Source organism: Streptococcus mitis (assembly GCF_023109515.1).
GTDB classification, from domain to species: Bacteria; Bacillota; Bacilli; order Lactobacillales; family Streptococcaceae; genus Streptococcus; species Streptococcus mitis_CS.
The window spans coordinates 27,197-45,674 of the sequence record NZ_JALDUM010000002.1 but is presented as its reverse complement, the minus strand read 5'-3'; the positions used below and the strand labels follow the sequence as shown (position 1 = coordinate 45,674).

The following is an 18,478-nucleotide window of genomic DNA, read 5'->3' as shown; positions in this document are numbered from 1 at the left end:
GTATGAACAAGGGACTAGCCATTTATAGGAAGCGAGACTGATAACATCAAATTATCTCGCTTCCTTTATTCTAATTTTTAAAGAAATTTGGAAATATTTTTTTAATAATTTAGGTAATATTTTTGTACAACTGACATTCTAAAATATAGAGTTAAGACAATCGATTTTATGGAGATATCTATTATGCAAAAATTATTTTCATTAGATGGAAAAATGGTTAGAATTTTAACTTTTTTGACAGATTTAATTATTTTAAATACTCTATTTATTGTTAGTTGTATTCCAATAGTTACAATTGGGGCATCACTAACTTCTCTTACGACAATGTGGTATCGTATTTTAAAAGGTAAAGATACCGATATTGCTTATCATTATTTTCGGATCTTTAGACAAAATTTTAAACAATCAACTTTTATTTGGTTGTTTATCCTCCTAATAGAATTACTTTTATATGTGAACTATTGTCTTTGGGGCTATTCAAGTTTACTTTCAGAGTATAGTTTATTGTTAGTGTTGCCCTTTTTATTTGTTATAATACTTTTTATGAGTGTTGTTTTTCCCTATATTGGTCTATTTAAAGATAATCTAAAAAATAGTATTGTAAATAGCGTATTAATTTGTATTTTAAATCCAATGCAAGCTATCATTTTGGTTTTATTTAATATTTCTGTACTGTATATGAGTTTTAGTAGTCCAGAACGAGTTTTAACAGCTATTTACGTATTTACATTTGGAGGATTTGCTTTTTGTGGATTGATGAATGTAATGGTAACGAATAAAATGTTTGATAAAGTAAAGAGATTTAATAAAAGGAGGGAAACAAATTGAAAATTTTTAAGGGAGAGTTTTATCGAATCTCTGTATTAACAGACAAGTTAGTAAGGTTAGAATACTCTCAAACTGGAAGTTTTGAGGATAGAACGACACAACTTATCTATAATAGAGATTTTGGTCAAGTTTCGTTAGATTATATAGAGACATCAAACGTACTAGATATTATGACGGACTATTTTCATCTGCACTTTAATAAAGGAGAATTTAACCCCGAAAATTTATTTATAGAATTAAAAGGAAATTTTGCCGTATATGGTAGTCGCTGGTATTTTGGTGAATCTATTGAAACGTTAAAAGGAACAGCTCGGACTCTGGATAAGGCAGATGGAGCAATCTCGTTAGAAGATGGAATTATTAGCCGAAATGGTATAGCCGTATTGGATGATTCTCAAGGATTTATTTGGGATGAACAGTCTGGTTATATTGAGAGAGAAAATCAAATTGACCTCTATTTCTTTGCCTATGGGCATGATTATAGAGGAGCAATCAGAGACTTTTACCATTTGACTGGTTCAACACCCTTGTTGCCACGATATGCTTTAGGAAATTGGTGGAGTAGGTATTGGCCATATACGTCAGATGAATACTTGGATTTAATAGACAGATTTAAAACAGAGAAAATTCCATTATCTATCGGTGTGTTAGATATGGATTGGCATATAACTGAAATTCCAGCTCGTTTTGGAAGTGGTTGGACAGGCTATAGTTGGAATAGAAACTTAATACCAAATCCAGAACAGTTATTGCAACAACTTCATGATAGAAAGTTAAAACTCTCCTTAAATGTCCATCCTGCTGATGGTATACGAGCTTATGAAGAAGCTTATCCTCAAGTCGCAAAACGATTGGGGTTAAATGTAGAACTAGAAGAACCTGCTATTTTTGATTTTTTTAATCCCTATTTTAGGGAAGCCTACTTTAAAGATGTTCATTATGAGCTAGAAAAGCAAGGAGTAGATTTTTGGTGGATTGACTGGCAACAAGGGACTCAAGGCATGTTGGATCCACTTTGGCTTTTAAACCATTATCACTATCAGGATAGTTGTAAAAATGCAGAAGGTGGTTTGATTTTATCAAGATATGCAGGTCCTGGTAGTCATCGCTACCCTGTTGGTTTTTCAGGGGATACTATTATTAGTTGGAATTCCTTAAGATTTCAACCGTATTTTACAGCAACAGCATCTAATATCGGTTATAGTTGGTGGAGTCATGATATCGGTGGGCACATGCTGGGGGATTATGACGAAGAGCTACAAACCAGATGGCTACAGTTTGGTGTTTTTAGTCCGATTACTCGCTTACATAGTTCTAGAAGTCCCTTTAATAGTAAAGAACCTTGGTTTTTTTCAGAAACAACATCTAAGATTATGAAGAAATACCTTCGTTTGAGACATCAGATGATTCCATATCTATATACCATGAATGTAAAGACACACGAGGAAGGTGCCCCATTAATCAGCCCAATGTATTATTTCTACCCAGAGAATGATGAGAGTTATAATGTTCCAAATCAATACTTTTTTGGAACAGAACTGATGGTGGCTCCCATTGTAGAAAAGATGGATTTGGCATTCCAATCTGCAAAAGTGGATGTATGGTTCCCTGAAGGTGTATGGTATGACTTCTTTTCAGAGAAAAAGTACACAGGTGGTGTGAAGTTAAGTGTTTATAGAGACATTTCGACTATACCTGTGTTTGCAAAAAGTGGTGCAATCATTCCCTTGGTTGGTTTTGAGATAGATATGGGTGTTGATTTACCTGAAGTTGTAGATTGGTATGTATTCCCAGGCAAACAACATTCTTTTGAAATGATTGAAGATCAAAATGGTCAAAGATATAAAACAAGATTATCAATCGACTGGGAAATGGGGATGGTAGAGTTAGCATTACAAGGAGATTCTAGTATCGTTCCAAGTAATAGAAGGCATATAATTCATTTTAAAGGAACGAATGTGTCTATAATTGAATTGCCAAATAAGAATGATACAGCTAGATTTGAATGGAAAGATCATAAAAGGACATCCCTAAATGACGAAGTTTTTAGACTACTAAAGACGGCTTCTCTTCCATATGAATTAAAAGATAGATTGTTAAATCAATTCATCAATGCCAAAAATTCTCATGAGTTAATGAATATCTTGCATCATCAGGATAAGGAATTGAGAGGGCGTTTGTTGGAAATGATATTTACCAGCGAAAACTAATTGAGAAATTTCGTACACAATTTCTATTATTTAATGTGTAACAGTTTTACATCTCTATGCTTATTGGCTTGTATTTTAGTAATTACAAGTTTGGCATAGGGATGTTTTTTGTTTACTGAAGAGGAAAGGATAAGTATGTTTTAAGGTTTGAAACATTTTTAAACTAAACAGGAGCAAATTTTTAAAGGTGATTTCTCAAAGTATTAATCCACTTTTCATTATGATTTATGTGCCGATTTTTGCATGGTTGTGGGGGGAAATGGGTAAAAAGCAACCGTCCTCTTCTAAGAAATTTGCTTACGGTTTATTAGCAGCAGGTTTATCCTTCTTGTGGATGATGTTACCAGGGATGCTCTTTGGGACAGATGTTAAGGTCAGTCCTTTCTGGTTGATTATGAGTTGGGCTATTGTGATTGTGGGGGAAATGTTGATTTCGCCGATTGGTCTATCAGTCACTACTAAGTTAGCACCAAAATCCTTCCAAGCACAAATGATGTCTATCTGGTTCTTGAGTAATGCAGCTGCCCAAGCTATCAATGCTCAAATTGTAAAATTTTATACAAGCGAAACTGAAGTTGCTTACTATGGAATTGTTGGAGGAATTACGATTGTATTCAGTATTATCTTACTCTTATACGTTCCGCGTATTGAAAAACTAATGTCTGGTATCAAATAGAGAAAAACTGGAATTTCTGTAGGGATTTTAAAAGTTAGATCAATTATTCATTCAAAGGATTTAGTTCTGTATTGTATAGGGCTAGGTCCTTTTAGTTTGATTAATACTCTTCGAAAATCAAATTCAAACCGCGTCAACGTCGCCTTGCCGTACTCAAGTACAGCCTGCGGCTAGTTTCCTAGTTTGCTCTTTGATTTTCATTGAGTATAAAACTCACGATGTTTCTGCTTTTCCTAGTGGACATTTGTCTACTTTTTTTATATAATAAAACTAAACCAAATTGGTTGAGTTTTAAAAATATGGATTCAAGCATCGATTAGTCTTTCTAAGGGAGATAATGTCCATTAAATCATCATAATAGGAGGTGAAGTATGTATCAGCCAGAAAAATTAAAGGCTCGGAGGAAAGAGTTAAAACTGACACAGAGGGAAATTGCAGAGCAACTTGGGATTAGTTTCCAGGCTTACTCAGCTTGGGAACGTGGAGTCAAGGAACCGTCCAAGGAGAAGGTAGTCCAGCTAGAGAACATTTTAAAAGTACCCAAAGGATATTTTACTCAGATCGAGATTGTCCGTCTCTACCATAGCCTCTCCAAGCAAGGGCAGGAGAAGGTTGTTCTCTATGCTCGTAACCTATCTCAAGAGGAGCAAGCTCAAAAAGTGACAGCTATGCCAGAGCGCTTCTACGAGTACCGTGTTTATGAACGCATGTCAGCAGGGATTGGGGCTTCGGTCTATGATGATCAGAATTTTGATACGGTTTACTTTAATGAGGAGTTGGCTCATGATTTTGCGTCATGGGTGTCTGGGGACTCCATGGAACCTAAATACCAAAATGGTTCAGTAGCTCTGATTCGAGAGACAGGATTTGACTATGATGGAGCGGTTTATGCAGTGGTTTGCAACAACCAGACCTATATCAAACGGGTCTATCGAGAGGAGAATGGATTGCGTCTGGTCTCTATCAATCCTAAATATAAGGATATTTTCATCTCCTATGAGGAAGATCCTCGGATTGTGGGGATTATCGTTGGGAACTTTGTGCCGATGGAGGGCTAGCCAATGGGCTACTTTGATTATTCTAGAGAGCCCAAAAGTGACATTGCATTTGTCGATATGAAATCCTTTTATGCCAGTGTTGAGTGCGTGAAAAGGGGCTTACATCCGCTGAAAACCTCGCTTTGTGTCATGAGTCGTGCGGATAATTCAACTGGTCTTATCCTAGCCTCCTCTCCCCTGTTTAAGAAGATTTTTGGCAAGTCAAATGTTGGTCGAGCCTATGATTTGCCTTTTGATATCAAAACGCGAAAATTTTCCTACTACAATGCTAGAAAGCAAGGGCTACCGACTGACTCGGACTATGTTCGCTACATCGAAGATTGGGCTCAAGTGACCTTGATTGTGCCACCTAGAATGGATGAGTACATCGCAGTCAATATGGAAATTCAGCGAATCTTTCAAAACTATGGCAGTCCAGATGATATTTATCCCTACTCTATCGATGAGGGCTTTATTGACCTGACTAGTTCGCTCAACTATTTCATCCCAGATAAGAGTCTCTCTCGCAAAGACAAGCTGGATTTGCTATCTGCTCGTATTCAGAGAGATATTTGGAGGCAGACAGGAATCTACTCTACAGTAGGTATGTCAAATGCCAATCCTTTACTGGCCAAGTTGGCTCTGGATAATGAGGCCAAGCACACTCCGACCATGAGGGCCAACTGGTCTTACCAGGATGTGGAAGAGAAGGTCTGGGCAATCCCTAAGATGACGGATTTTTGGGGGATTGGCAGGCGGATGGAGAAACGCTTGCATGCTCTGGGAATTTTTTCCATCAAGGAATTGGCAACCAGCAATCCCGACCAGCTAAAGAAAGCTCTGGGTCAGGCTGGTCTGCGTTTGTGGTTTCATGCCAACGGGATTGATGAGAGCAATGTTCATAAGCCCTATAAAGCCAAATCCAAGGGCTTGGGGAATTCTCAAATCTTGCCGAGAGACTACGTGAAGCTACGGGATATTGAAATTATTCTCCGAGAAATGGCGGAGCAGGTGGCTATTAGACTGAGAAGGTCTGGAAAGAAAACAACCCTTGTCTCTATCTATGTCGGTTTCTCTAAACAGGAAGTCAGGTCGTCTATTCACACACAAATGAAGGTCGAACCGACCAATAATACAGCTGTCTTAACGAATTATGTTTTGAAATTATTTCATAACAAATACACTTCTGGAGCAGTCAGAAGTGTCGGTGTAAACTATTCAGGCTTTGTAGACGAGTCCTTTGGTTTGATATCTCTCTTTGATGATGTTGACAAGTTAGAAAAAGAAGAAAGGCTCCAGACGGCTATTGACTCCATTCGGGAACAATTTGGTTTCACTTCTCTCTTAAAGGCCAATGCACTGGAAGAAGCCTCTAGGAGTCTTGCTAGAAGCAAGCTGATTGGGGGACATTCTGCTGGAGGATTAGATGGATTAAAATGATTGATCGTTCTTATTTACCTTTTCAATCTGCGCGAGATTATCAAGATCCAGGTATGCAGAAGTGGATGGGATTTTACCTCTCAGAACACACCAGTTCGCTCAGTGAAGAAAAAAGCCGTGTTGATTTTTCGATAGATTTGGATCCAGTTGAGAAACTACATTTACTTTCTCAGCTTTATATTAGCCAGCTAAAGGGATTCTTTGTGGTTAAGGAAAAGAGGCAGAAGGCGGCTATCATCGGTGAGGTGAGAGAGTTATCACATCAGACTCTATCTATTAGGACAAACGAGGGATATAGGTTGATAGAGGTTGCAGATATCCTCGAAATTCGACTGTGGGAGGATGGAGTTTATGACTAGAAAAGAGCTGTATGAAAACAAACTGCAGATGGATTATTTTTCAGATGACTATATTCGTTTTGAAGAGGATTTTCAAAAATACTCTGCCATGAACGTACCCTTGACTTTCTTGATTGATGACATCCTACGAACCATGGCGATGAATCAGAAAAACTACTTTGTCTTAAACAAGGAAAATGCCAAGGATGGGCGGGAGCATCGTTTTTATTTTAGGGTGGTAACGGAAAAAGCGTGTCCTAGAAATAGGACCTATACATACTCAGGAGTCAAGAATAGCAGTCAGTAGTGCCTTGTCTGCTATGAATGTATCATTTTTACAACACTTCATGGTTCATATCATGGGGTGTTTTTCTATTTAAGTCAAAGCTTATCAAAAAATCTCACTATTCATTAGGCTAAAGGAAACCTAATCATAGTGAGATTGTGAATTATAGTAGGTTTTGTATCGCCTCTTCAATTTGTTTTGGGTCTGTTTTTGAAGAGAAGCGTTCAAAGACCTGCCCATCACGACCGATGAGAAACTTAGCGAAATTCCATTCGATTCGTTTTCCTAGTGGGCCAGATTTCTGGTCTTTCAACCAAACATAGAGAGGATCTGCTTCCTTACCGTTGACCTTTATCTTGGCAAAACGTGGGAAGGTGGTCTGATAATGTAGGCTACAGAAGGTGTTGATTTCCTCTGCGCTGCCTGGTGCTTGTCCCATAAACTGATTGCAAGGGAAGTCTAAAATCTCAAAACCTTGGTCTTGATAGCGATCATAGAGTTCTTGAAGTCCTTGGTACTGGGGCGTTAAACCACATCCAGTAGCAGTGTTGACAACCAAGAGAACTTTCCCACGATAGGCATCTAGTGAGATTTCTTGATTGTCTTGATTCAAGACTGAAAAATCGTATAGTGAAGTCATTACTTGCTTTTCTCCTTCTATTTGGTATTTTTAGGAGTTTTTTCCTCCTGTAGGGATAGAAAGCCGTAGGTCAGGGTTCCAAAAATGCTACCGATAATCAGGCCATACATCAGGAAAGGAACACTTTTATCGAATTGCATGAGCAACTTTCCAAAATCTGAAAGGGACATCTGCTGAACGAAGACTTTATGAAAGATGAGTAAGGTAAAGAGGCCAATCTGAATACCGATAAACACAATCCAGCTTCGGAATTTGATTTGGGCTTTGCTGTAGGTTTTGAGGATGATTTCTGACTTGTCATCCTTTTCAAGATGAAGCTCTTGGACGGCTTTTTGAGCTTTTATACTCATGAACAAAATGAGTCCAAAATAGATGTAGGGCATAACATTTCGAACAATTTCTATAAAGCTTCCGAACAAAATATAGAATAGGAAGAGAATGAAGGAAGAGTAAAAGATTTGGATCATGGAACGGGCGCAAGCCTTGTAGATAACCTCTTGACGGCATTCATCAAAAGGCCCTTGGATATGAAAGAAATTTCGAAGTAGGCGAGTTGTTAAGTCTTCTTTTTTCATGGGTGATTTCTCCTAAATGAACGATGCTATTTTGTTTCTTTTACGAATTGATAGAGATAATAAAGATAAGTAATAGAAGAAAGGATAGCGATAGTTAGCAGTATATAATATTTCCAATTGCTTGAAATGAGCGTCAGTTGTGGTAAGGATAGAATCATAAAGATTAGTGCTAAGTTGAGTATGCGCGTTTTTGGGGAGTCGATTTTTAGATAAGTCAATCCTTTGTTGAGGGCTGGAACAAAGACTGGAAGGAGGACTATATCGTAGATTGGCAAGTTCCCTGAAACGATGATGAAGATGAGCAGAGAACTGAACAAAAGATGATAGGTAAGTAAAGTTACTAGTGATTTCATAGGGCACCTCCTAATCCTCATCTTGCTCTTTTTTAGCTTTTTCAATGCGACGGGAGATGAGGAACTGTATGCTTGCTCCGAAGAAGATAGAACCGAGAATGCTTGATACACCATTTCTTATAGTGAGAAGAGACTGAAAATAGTCCTGACCTTCACCTATGAGTATACCGAGAAGAGGAGTTATAAAAAACATCCATAGACCAAAGAACAAACCTGCTTTAAGACCTGGGTAGTGTAGTTGCTTACTTTCTTTCTCGCTCAGCATATCTGGTTCAATAGTTGTAATCCCTGTTTTTTGCATTTGATAGGTGAGATATCCAGCAGCGATGAGGGCAATCACTAAAATTAGAGGAGGATAGACTAGAGCCACTAGCTGAGGATATTTATAGGCCAGAAGGAGTGGAATAAGATTTCCGAAAATCATCAGATAAAAGAGGATGATAAAGACTTGGTTGCCGATACGATCGGCCTCGCGCCGTTTGTATTCATCAAGGGGATCAGAAATGCCGTATGTGCGTTTGATCAGTTTTTCAGTAAAGGTTTCTTTTTTCATGAGTTGGCTCCTTTTTTAAAAATTATCCTCCCAAAAGAGACTATTGAGGTCAGTTTGGAGGCTGCGGGCGAGATTGAGACAGAGTTCCAGAGTTGGATTGTACTTGTCGTTCTCAATCATATTGATGGTTTGTCTCGAGACACCGATATCCTTGGCGAGTTCGAGCTGGGAAATGCCCAGTTCCTTGCGAAATTCTTTCACACGATTCATCTGGACTCCTTTCTGGATTTGTGTCGCATATATTTGACTATATTATATTCTTCTATGGAGCAGATGTCAAGCATATTTGACATATTTCTTAAAGAAATCTTACTTTTCTTGACCTATTTGCCTGACTAGTGCAAGCTGGTCGGATTTATGGTAAAATAGATAGGATATGACAAAAGAATTTCATCATGTAACGGTCTTACTCCATGAAACGATTGATATGCTCGACGTAAAGCCTGACGGTATCTACGTTGATGCGACTTTGGGTGGAGCAGGCCATAGCGAATATTTATTAAGTAAATTAAGTGAAAAGGGCCATCTCTATGCCTTTGACCAGGACCAGAATGCCATTAACAATGCGCAAAAACGTTTGGCATCTTACATTGAAAAGGGAATGGTGACATTTATCAAGGATAACTTCCGTCATTTACAGGCACGTTTGCGCGAAGCTGGTGTTCAGGAAATTGATGGAATTTGTTATGACTTGGGAGTGTCTAGTCCTCAATTGGACCAGCGTGAGCGTGGTTTTTCTTATAAGAAGGATGCACCACTGGATATGCGCATGAATCAGGATGCTAGTCTGACAGCCTATGAAGTGGTGAATCACTACGACTATCATGACTTGGTTCGTATTTTCTTTAAGTATGGCGAGGATAAATTCTCTAAACAGATTGCGCGTAAGATTGAACAAGCACGTGAAGTCAAGCCAATCGAGACAACGACTGAGTTAGCAGAAATTATCAAGTCGGCCAAACCTGCCAAGGAGCTCAAGAAGAAGGGCCATCCTGCCAAGCAGATTTTCCAGGCTATTCGAATTGAAGTCAATGATGAACTGGGGGCGGCAGATGAATCTATCCAGCAGGCTATGGAGATGTTGGCTCTAGATGGTAGAATCTCAGTGATTACCTTCCATTCACTAGAAGACCGCTTGACCAAGCAATTGTTCAAGGAAGCTTCAACGGTTGAAGTTCCAAAAGGCTTGCCTTTCATCCCAGATGATCTCAAGCCCAAGATGGAATTGGTATCCCGTAAGCCCATCTTGCCAAGTGCAGAAGAATTAGAAGCCAATAACCGCTCGCACTCAGCTAAGTTGCGCGTGGCCAGAAAAATTCACAAGTAAGAGGAAAAAATGGTAGATAAGAAAGAAACAACCAGTCAATTCTTGCAGAATCGTATAAAAAAATTCTCACGTGTGGAGAAGGCTTTTTATCTTTCCATCGCTTTTACGGCTCTCGTTTTAGCAGTGAGCATTATCTTTATGCAGACACGACTCTTGCAAGTGCAAAGTGATTTAACAAAAATCAATGCGCAGATAGAGGAAAAGAAGACAGAGCTCGATGATGCTAAGCAGGAAGTGAATGAATTGATTCGTTCAGAGCGCTTGAAAGAGATTGCAGATAAAAAAGATTTGAAATTGAATAATGAAAATATCCGAACAGCGGAGTAAGATATGAAATGGACAGAAAAAATAACCCGATTTGCGATAAAAAATCGTAAATCTCCAGCAAAAAACCGTAGGATAGTTGGTAAGTACCTCAGCTTTGTAGCTGTTGCCCTTTTCGCTCTCTTTTTGGCCAATTTTGCTTATATTATCGCGAAAGGTAATATATTTGGTACTGACTTGGTAAAAGAGGCTAGAAAAGTTCACCAAATAACCCGAACAGTACCTGCCAAACGCGGAACTATCTATGATAGAAATGGAGTGCCTATCGCTGAAGATGCGACCTCTTATAACGTCTATGCTGTTATTGATAAAAAATACAAGTCAGCAACGGGTAAAATTCTTTATGTAGAGGATTCGCAGTTTAATAAGGTAGCTGAAGTCTTCCATAAGTATTTGGATATGGATGAAGCTTATGTGAAAGAGCAATTAGCTCAACCAAATCTAACTCAAGTTTCCTTTGGAGCAAAAGGAAATGGGATTACCTATGCCAATATGATGGCTATTAAAAAAGATTTAAAAGATGCTAGTGTGGAAGGGATTGACTTTACAACTAGCCCTAACAGAAGCTACCCAAATGGACAATTTGCTTCTAGTTTTATTGGGTTAGCTCAACTCCATGAAAATGAGGATGGCAGTAAGAGTTTATTAGGAACTTTTGGTCTGGAGAGTTCGTTAAATACCATTCTTGCTGGGACAGACGGTATTATTACCTATGAAAAAGACCGTGTAGGAAATATCGTACCAGGAACAGAACAGGTGTCGCAACAAACTGTGGATGGCAAGGATGTTTATACAACATTGTCTAGCCCGCTCCAATCTTTCATGGAAACTCAGATGGATGCCTTTCTAGAAAAAGTAAAAGGTAAGTATATGACCGCGACCTTGGTCAGTGCCAAGACCGGTGAAATCCTCGCTACCACCCAACGCCCTACCTTTAATGCAGACACTAAAGAAGGAATCACTAAAGACTTTGTCTGGCGTGATATTCTTTATCAAAGTAACTATGAACCAGGATCAACTATGAAGGTCATGACGCTAGCAGCAGCTATTGATAATAATACTTTCCCAGGTGGAGAATACTTCAATAGCAGTGAATTAAAAATAGCGGATGTAACGATTCGAGATTGGGATGTTAATGATGGTTTGACTACTGGTGGGATGATGACTTTCTTACAAGGTTTCGCTCTCTCCAGTAATGTTGGAATGAGTCTTCTTGAACAAAAAATGGGAGATGCTACTTGGTTGGATTATCTAAACCGCTTTAAATTTGGGGTCCCAACTCGCTTTGGTTTGACAGATGAATACGCTGGTCAACTTCCAGCTGATAATATTGTCAATATTGCTCAAAGCTCATTTGGGCAAGGGATTTCTGTAACGCAGACCCAGATGCTACGTGCTTTTACAGCCATTGCCAACGATGGCGTCATGCTAGAGCCTAAATTTATTACGGCCTTGTATGATCCAAATGATCAAACCGTTCGTAGATCTCAAAAAGAAATTGTAGGGAATCCAGTTTCGAAAGATGCGGCTAGCCAAACTCGGACTCACATGGTCTTGGTAGGAACGGATCCTAGATATGGAACTATGTACAATCATAGTACAGGAAAAGCAACTGTTAATGTTCCAGGTCAAAATGTAGCCCTCAAGTCTGGTACAGCCCAAATCGCTGACGAGAAAAATGGAGGCTACTTAGTTGGTTCTACCAACTACATTTTCTCGGTTGTGGCTATGAACCCTGCTGAAAATCCTGATTTTATCTTGTATGTAACGGTTCAGCAACCTGAACATTATTCAGGTATCCAGTTGGGAGAATTTGCCAACCCAATCTTGGAGCGGGCTTCAGCTATGAAAGAATCTCTCAATCTTCAATCTCCTGCTAAGAATTTAGATCAAGTGACGACAGAGTCTTCTTATGCAATGCCTAGCATCAAGGATATTTCACCTGGTGAGTTGGCGGAAGCCTTACGCCGAAATATTGTGCAACCAATCGTTGTAGGTACTGGAACAAAGATTAAAGAGACTTCTGTAGAAGAAGGGACCAATCTTGCACCAAACCAACAAGTTCTCCTTTTATCGGATAAGGTAGAAGAAATTCCAGACATGTATGGCTGGAAAAAAGAGACTGCTGAGGCCTTTGCTAAATGGTTGGATATTGAGCTGGAATTTGAAGGGTCAGGTTCTGTTGTTCAGAAGCAAGATGTTCGGACTAATACAGCTATCAAAAACATTAAAAAAATTAAATTAACTTTAGGAGACTAATATGTTTATTTCTATCAGTGCTGGAATTGTGACATTTTTACTAACTTTAGTAGGAATTCCGGCCTTTATCCAATTTTATAGAAAGGCGCAAATTACAGGCCAGCAGATGCATGAGGATGTCAAACAGCACCAGGCAAAAGCTGGGACTCCTACAATGGGAGGTTTGGTTTTCTTAATTGCTTCTGTTTTAGTTGCTTTCTTTTTCGCCCTATTTAGTAATCAACTCAGCAATAATGTTGGTATGATTTTATTTATCTTGGTTCTCTATGGTTTAATCGGATTTTTAGATGACTTCCTCAAGGTCTTCCGTAAAATCAATGAGGGCCTTAATCCCAAACAGAAATTGGCTCTTCAGCTTCTAGGTGGTGTCATTTTCTACCTTTTCTATGAGCGTGGTGGCGATATGCTTTCTGTCTTTGGCTACCAAGTGCATCTAGGGATTTTCTATATTGTCTTCGCTCTTTTCTGGCTAGTCGGTTTTTCAAACGCAGTAAACTTGACAGACGGTATTGACGGTTTAGCTAGCATTTCCGTTGTGATTAGTTTGTCTGCCTATGGAGTTATTGCCTATGTGCAAGGTCAGATGGATATCCTTCTAGTGATTCTTGCCATGATTGGTGGTTTGCTTGGTTTCTTTGTCTTTAACCATAAGCCTGCTAAGGTCTTTATGGGAGATGTGGGAAGTTTGGCTCTCGGTGGAATGCTGGCAGCTATTTCAATGGCTCTCCACCAAGAATGGACTCTCTTGATTATCGGAATTATTTATGTCTTTGAAACAACTTCGGTCATGATGCAAGTCGGCTATTTCAAAATGACTGGTGGAAAACGTATTTTCCGTATGACGCCTGTGCATCACCATTTTGAACTTGGAGGATTGTCTGGTAAAGGAAATCCTTGGAGCGAGTGGAAGGTTGACTTCTTCTTTTGGGGAGTGGGGCTTCTAGCAAGTCTCCTGACCCTAGCAATTTTGTATTTGATGTAAGAATGGCACCCTGATGTTTCAGGGTGTTTTTGCTTTTTAAAAAATATTGGTCAATTAAAGTCAAATTCCTTGACCTTTTTTGACTAATGTAGTATATTATGAACGTAAGGTAAATGAAAGCCTTACTAGAACACTTATTTAAAGTAAAATAGAAAGAGGTGGGGTCTATGTTTAATCTAGAAATCTTTAGAAGTAAAGATAGTCTACTCCTGCTTGAAAAAGAAAAACCAGAAATAGTACGTAGAGTAGCGATTTAGCTAGTCTAAATTTTTTAAAGAAAAAGTCAAAGATAGTCAATATCAGTAATAATAAATAACAAAAAGAGGTAAAGAATATGAACAACAACTTTAATAATTTTAACAACATGGATGATTTATTTAACCAATTGATGGGTGGTATGCGTGGATATAGTTCAGAAAACCGTCGTTACTTGATTAACGGCCGTGAAGTAACGCCTGAAGAGTTCGCTCACTATCGTGCAACGGGTCAATTGCCAGGAAATGCAGAAGCTGATGGACAAATGAAACAACAGTCTTCAGGTATGAAACAAGACGGTGTCCTTGCAAAACTAGGTCGAAACTTGACTGCAGAAGCACGTGAAGGTAAGTTAGATCCGGTTATTGGACGTAATAAAGAAATCCAAGAAACTTCTGAAATTCTTTCTCGTCGCACAAAGAATAATCCAGTTCTCGTCGGTGATGCTGGTGTTGGTAAAACTGCAGTAGTAGAAGGATTGGCCCAAGCTATCGTGAACGGCGACGTTCCTGCAGCAATCAAGAACAAAGAGATCATTTCTATTGATATTTCTGGACTTGAAGCTGGTACTCAATACCGTGGTAGCTTTGAAGAAAACATTCAAAACTTGGTAAACGAAGTCAAAGAAGCTGGAAATATTATCCTCTTCTTCGACGAAATTCACCAAATTCTTGGTGCTGGTAGCACAGGTGATGGTCAAGGATCTAAAGGTCTTGCTGATATCTTGAAACCAGCTCTTTCACGTGGAGAATTGACAGTGATTGGCGCAACTACTCAAGATGAATACCGTAATACTATCTTGAAAAATGCAGCCCTTGCTCGTCGTTTCAACGAAGTGAAGGTTAATGCTCCATCAGCAGAGGATACTTTTAAAATCCTTCAAGGAATTCGTGATCTCTATCAACAACACCACAATGTTATTTTGCCAGATGAAGTCTTAAAAGCTGCCGTTGATTATTCTGTTCAGTATATTCCTCAACGTAGCTTGCCAGATAAGGCTATCGACCTTGTCGATGTTACGGCGGCTCACTTGGCAGCTCAGCATCCAGTAACAGATGTTCATGCTGTTGAACGTGAAATTGAGGTAGAAAAAGACAAGCAAGAAAAAGCAGTTGAGGCAGAAGATTTTGAAGCAGCTCTAAACTATAAAACACGCATTGCAGAATTGGAAAAGAAAATCGAAAACCATACAGAAGATATGAAAGTGACTGCAAGTGTCAACGATGTGGCTGAATCTGTAGAACGTATGACGGGTATTCCAGTATCTCAAATGGGGGCTACGGACATCGAACGTTTGAAAGATATGGGTCATCGTTTGCAGACGAAAGTTATTGGTCAAGATAAGGCCGTTGAAGCAGTAGCAAAAGCTATCCGTCGTAACCGTGCTGGTTTTGATGAAGGTAACCGTCCAATCGGTAGCTTCCTCTTTGTAGGTCCTACTGGTGTCGGTAAGACTGAGTTGGCTAAACAATTGGCTCTTGATATGTTCGGAACGAAAGATGCTATCATCCGTTTGGACATGTCAGAATACAGCGACCGCACAGCCGTATCTAAATTGATTGGTACAACTGCAGGTTATGTTGGTTACGATGACAACAACAATACCTTGACAGAACGCGTCCGTCGCAATCCATACTCAATCGTCCTTCTCGACGAAATTGAAAAGGCTGACCCTCAAGTCATCACCCTTCTCCTTCAAGTTTTGGATGATGGTCGTTTGACAGATGGTCAAGGTAACACTGTCAACTTCAAGAATACGGTGATAATCGCAACTTCAAACGCAGGCTTTGGTTACGAAGCTAACTTGACAGAAGATGCTGATAAACCAGAATTGATGGATCGTTTGAAACCTTACTTCCGTCCAGAATTCCTTAACCGTTTCAATGCTGTCATCGAATTCTCACACTTGAGCAAAGAAGATCTTTCTAAGATTGTAGACCTTATGTTGGTTGAAGTTAACAAGACGCTTTCTAAGAAAGACATTGACTTGGCAGTGAGCGAAGCTGCTAAAGAATACATGACTGAGGAAGGCTACGATGAAGTCATGGGTGTTCGTCCACTCCGTCGTGTGGTTGAACAACAAATCCGTGACAAAGTCACAGATTTCCACTTGGATAACCTTGATGCTAAACACCTAGAAGCTGATATGGAAGATGGTGTTTTGGTCATTCGTGAAAAAGCCTAAGACAGAATTTTGAGCATAAAAAAGAAGGAGCCAGCTGAAAAACTGGTTCCTTTTTTGTGTTTAGATGACATGGCGTTCAAAGGCATCATCTGAAATCCCTTGTTCCAAGATGAGTTTTGCCCATTCTTTAGCAGAAAAGAGGCTGTGATCCTTGTAGTTTCCGCAAGATTCGATGGTTGTTCCAGGGACATCTTCCCAAGTGGTAGTTTCAGCGATTTCTTTCAGCGAATCCTTGATAACTGCTGCAATCTCAGCGCTAGTATGACGTCCCCACATAATCATGTGGAAGCCTGTACGGCACCCAAATGGTGAACAGTCAATCATGCCGTCAATGCGGGTACGGATGAGCTTGGCTAAGAGGTGCTCAATAGTGTGAAGGCCAGCGGTAGGGATAGAGTCTTCGTTTGGTTGCACTAAACGAATATCATAATTGGAGATGATGTCTCCCTTTGGTCCTGTTTCTTCCCCAATCAAGCGAACATAGGGTGCTTTAACAATGGTGTGGTCAAGTTCAAAACTTTCAACAATAACTTCTTTTGACATGGTAAATCCTTTCAGTTTTCTTCTTTCATTATAACATAAAGCCAGCTCTTGAGACAGAGAGAAAACCTCTCCGAGGGTGGAGAGGTTCAAATCTTTATTTACGATACAAGCGGTCGTATTGGTAGTAAGGATCAAAGGTTACGTTGATCCCTAGTTTACGAAGGACATTCTTGTCTTCATCGGTTAAGATGATGGTTGAGTGGGCTTCGCTTCCTTTGAGGTTGCCAAGTTCTTCCATAGCACGAGCAGCATCAGGATTTTCTGTAGCTGTGATAGCAAGTGCAATCAGGATTTCATTTGAATGAAGGCGTGGATTGCGGCTACCCAGATGATCGATTTTAAGACCTTGAATCGGTTTGACAACTTCAGGTTCGATTAGTTTTACTTCTTTAGCGATGTCAGCTGATTTCTTGATGGCGTTGATAAGAGCAGCGGCTGTAGGGCCAAAGAGCTCTGAGTTCTTACCTGTGACGATTTCCCCATTTGGCAATTCAAGGGATAGGGCTGGTCCGCCAGTTTCTTCAGCTTTTTGGCGTGCAGCAACAGCAACCTTACGGTCTGCTGGTGTGATACCGAGGTCATTCATAAGTAACTCAATTTTCTTGACAGCAGCTTCGCCAATTTTTTCGGCTTTAAAATCAAGGACCGTTTGATAGTAGCGGCGGATGATTTCTTGTTTAGAAGCTTCGATAGCAGCCTCATTATCTGTAATAGCGAAACCAACCATGTTGACACCCATGTCTGTCGGAGAAGCGTATGGAGATTCGCCAAGGATACGTTCTAACATGCGCTTGAGCACTGGGAAAATTTCGATATCACGGTTGTAGTTGACAGTGGTTTCTCCATAGGTTTGGAGATGGAAAGGGTCAATCATGTTGACATCATCAAGGTCAGCTGTAGCAGCCTCGTAGGCCAAATTGACTGGGTGATGAAGGGGAAGATTCCAAACTGGGAAGGTTTCAAATTTAGCGTAGCCAGACTTGATACCATTGATTTGGTCATGGTACATATTTGACATACAAGTTGCCAATTTTCCAGAACCAGGTCCAGGAGCAGTTACGACAATCAAGTTGCGACTAGTTTTGATGTAGTCATTTTTTCCCATTCCTTCTGGAGAAATGATATGATCCATATCTGTCGGATATCCTTTGATTGGATAGTGAAGATAAGAATCAATTCCGTTTTTCTCAAGTTGGTTGCGGAAGGCATCTGCAGCTGGTTGACCAGCGTACTGTGTGATGACAACGGAGCCAACAAAAATTCCTAATTCATTGAATTTGTCAATCAAACGAAGAACTTCTTGGTCATAAGAAATACCCAAGTCACCACGTGCTTTGGAATGCTCGATATTGCTAGCATTAATAGCAATCACAACCTCAACCTGCTCTTTCAATTCTTGTAAGAGCTTGATTTTGTTGTCAGGCTCATAACCAGGAAGGACACGAGCGGCGTGGAAATCTTCTAACATTTTGCCACCAAACTCCAAGTAGAGTTTGCCGTCAAATTGGTTAATACGCTCCAAAATGTGGTCGCGCTGTAGATTCAAATATTGTTCAGAACTAAAAGCTTGTTTTTTCATTTTTTTACCTCTGACCTCTATTATAATAAAAAAATGGAAGTTAGGAAACTATGGAGTTAAAAAAGGAATCAAAAAGATTAGGCAAACG

At 39.6% G+C, this 18,478-nt stretch carries 18 protein-coding genes and 1 pseudogene; 12 read left to right on the top strand and 7 right to left on the bottom strand.

All coding sequences use genetic code 11. The features are described 5' to 3' along the window. Positions 1–183: 183 nt before the first annotated feature. The 7 genes and pseudogenes from M1G05_RS05870 to M1G05_RS05840 all read left to right on the top strand — a co-directional run bounded on the left by M1G05_RS05870 (position 184) and on the right by M1G05_RS05840 (position 6,836). Entirely contained in the window at positions 184–828 is a 645-nt protein-coding gene (locus tag M1G05_RS05870) for a DUF624 domain-containing protein (RefSeq protein ID WP_247953341.1), read from the top strand. Then, positions 825–3,038 carry a glycoside hydrolase family 31 protein gene (locus M1G05_RS05865; RefSeq protein ID WP_247953340.1) on the top strand — a complete coding sequence of 738 codons (2,214 nt, stop codon included), beginning with the start codon at positions 825–827 and terminating at the stop codon, positions 3,036–3,038. Before M1G05_RS05870 ends, M1G05_RS05865 begins: the two co-directional genes overlap by 4 nt. 196 nt (positions 3,039–3,234) lie before the next feature. Beyond that, positions 3,235–3,714: pseudogene (locus tag M1G05_RS05860) on the top strand (POT-type proton-dependent oligopeptide transporter); the annotation flags it as partial. A 371-nt stretch (positions 3,715–4,085) separates the two neighbouring features. Further along, complete coding sequence (locus M1G05_RS05855) at positions 4,086–4,772, top strand: XRE family transcriptional regulator (RefSeq protein WP_000284677.1); 687 nt, start codon at positions 4,086–4,088, stop codon at positions 4,770–4,772. A 3-nt stretch (positions 4,773–4,775) separates the two neighbouring features. Further along, a complete protein-coding gene (locus M1G05_RS05850; RefSeq protein ID WP_247953339.1) occupies positions 4,776–6,191 on the top strand; it encodes a Y-family DNA polymerase in 1,416 nt (471 codons plus the stop codon). Beyond that, positions 6,188–6,550: a hypothetical protein gene (locus tag M1G05_RS05845; protein ID WP_247953338.1), complete on the top strand. Its 363-nt coding sequence runs from the start codon at positions 6,188–6,190 to the stop codon at positions 6,548–6,550. Before M1G05_RS05850 ends, M1G05_RS05845 begins: the two co-directional genes overlap by 4 nt. Beyond that, positions 6,543–6,836 (top strand): DUF5960 family protein, encoded by a 294-nt coding sequence (locus M1G05_RS05840; RefSeq protein WP_049544876.1) that lies wholly within the window; start codon positions 6,543–6,545, stop codon positions 6,834–6,836. The genes M1G05_RS05845 and M1G05_RS05840 overlap by 8 nt, the downstream gene beginning before the upstream one ends. 142 nt (positions 6,837–6,978) lie before the next feature. On the opposite strand, the gene M1G05_RS05835 is transcribed toward M1G05_RS05840, so the two are convergent. From M1G05_RS05835 to M1G05_RS05815, 5 genes are read right to left on the bottom strand one after another with little or no spacing between them, the layout of a single operon-like run. Next, positions 6,979–7,455: a glutathione peroxidase gene (locus M1G05_RS05835; RefSeq protein ID WP_247953337.1), complete on the bottom strand. Its 477-nt coding sequence runs from the start codon at positions 7,453–7,455 to the stop codon at positions 6,979–6,981. Between the two features lie 17 nt (positions 7,456–7,472). Beyond that, a complete protein-coding gene (locus M1G05_RS05830) occupies positions 7,473–8,030 on the bottom strand; it encodes a DUF3278 domain-containing protein (protein ID WP_247953336.1) in 558 nt (185 codons plus the stop codon). A gap of 26 nt (positions 8,031–8,056) precedes the next feature. Then, positions 8,057–8,383, bottom strand: a complete 327-nt coding sequence (locus tag M1G05_RS05825; RefSeq protein WP_247953335.1) for a hypothetical protein — start codon at positions 8,381–8,383, stop codon at positions 8,057–8,059. Positions 8,384–8,393: 10 nt separating this feature from the next. Further along, positions 8,394–8,936, bottom strand: a complete 543-nt coding sequence (locus tag M1G05_RS05820) for a DUF3278 domain-containing protein (RefSeq protein WP_247953334.1) — start codon at positions 8,934–8,936, stop codon at positions 8,394–8,396. 15 nt (positions 8,937–8,951) lie between these two features. Then, the gene (locus M1G05_RS05815; protein ID WP_001082471.1) at positions 8,952–9,146 is read right to left on the bottom strand and encodes a helix-turn-helix transcriptional regulator; all 195 of its coding nucleotides are present in this window, start codon (positions 9,144–9,146) and stop codon (positions 8,952–8,954) included. Between the two features lie 166 nt (positions 9,147–9,312). On the opposite strand from M1G05_RS05815, the gene rsmH reads away from it, so the two are divergent. From rsmH to M1G05_RS05790, 5 genes are all read left to right on the top strand, one after another. Beyond that, the gene (gene rsmH / locus M1G05_RS05810; protein ID WP_000159429.1) at positions 9,313–10,263 is read left to right on the top strand and encodes a 16S rRNA (cytosine(1402)-N(4))-methyltransferase RsmH; all 951 of its coding nucleotides are present in this window, start codon (positions 9,313–9,315) and stop codon (positions 10,261–10,263) included. 9 nt (positions 10,264–10,272) lie between these two features. After that, complete coding sequence (gene ftsL, locus M1G05_RS05805) at positions 10,273–10,590, top strand: cell division protein FtsL (RefSeq protein ID WP_000227824.1); 318 nt, start codon at positions 10,273–10,275, stop codon at positions 10,588–10,590. A 3-nt stretch (positions 10,591–10,593) separates the two neighbouring features. Beyond that, entirely contained in the window at positions 10,594–12,846 is a 2,253-nt protein-coding gene (gene pbp2x, locus M1G05_RS05800; protein ID WP_247953333.1) for a penicillin-binding protein PBP2X, read from the top strand. 1 nt (position 12,847) lies between these two features. Then, a complete protein-coding gene (gene mraY, locus M1G05_RS05795) occupies positions 12,848–13,828 on the top strand; it encodes a phospho-N-acetylmuramoyl-pentapeptide-transferase (protein WP_000470817.1) in 981 nt (326 codons plus the stop codon). A gap of 334 nt (positions 13,829–14,162) precedes the next feature. Next, entirely contained in the window at positions 14,163–16,268 is a 2,106-nt protein-coding gene (locus M1G05_RS05790; protein WP_084861574.1) for an ATP-dependent Clp protease ATP-binding subunit, read from the top strand. A 60-nt stretch (positions 16,269–16,328) separates the two neighbouring features. Here the strand turns inward: M1G05_RS05790 and M1G05_RS05785 are convergent, their stop codons facing one another. Next, positions 16,329–16,811 (bottom strand): S-ribosylhomocysteine lyase, encoded by a 483-nt coding sequence (locus M1G05_RS05785; protein WP_000032547.1) that lies wholly within the window; start codon positions 16,809–16,811, stop codon positions 16,329–16,331. A gap of 94 nt (positions 16,812–16,905) precedes the next feature. Continuing rightward, on the bottom strand, positions 16,906–18,390 hold the full coding sequence (locus M1G05_RS05780) for a DUF1846 domain-containing protein (RefSeq protein ID WP_247953332.1): 1,485 nt from the start codon (positions 18,388–18,390) through the stop codon (positions 16,906–16,908). Between the last annotated feature and the right edge of the window lie 88 nt (positions 18,391–18,478).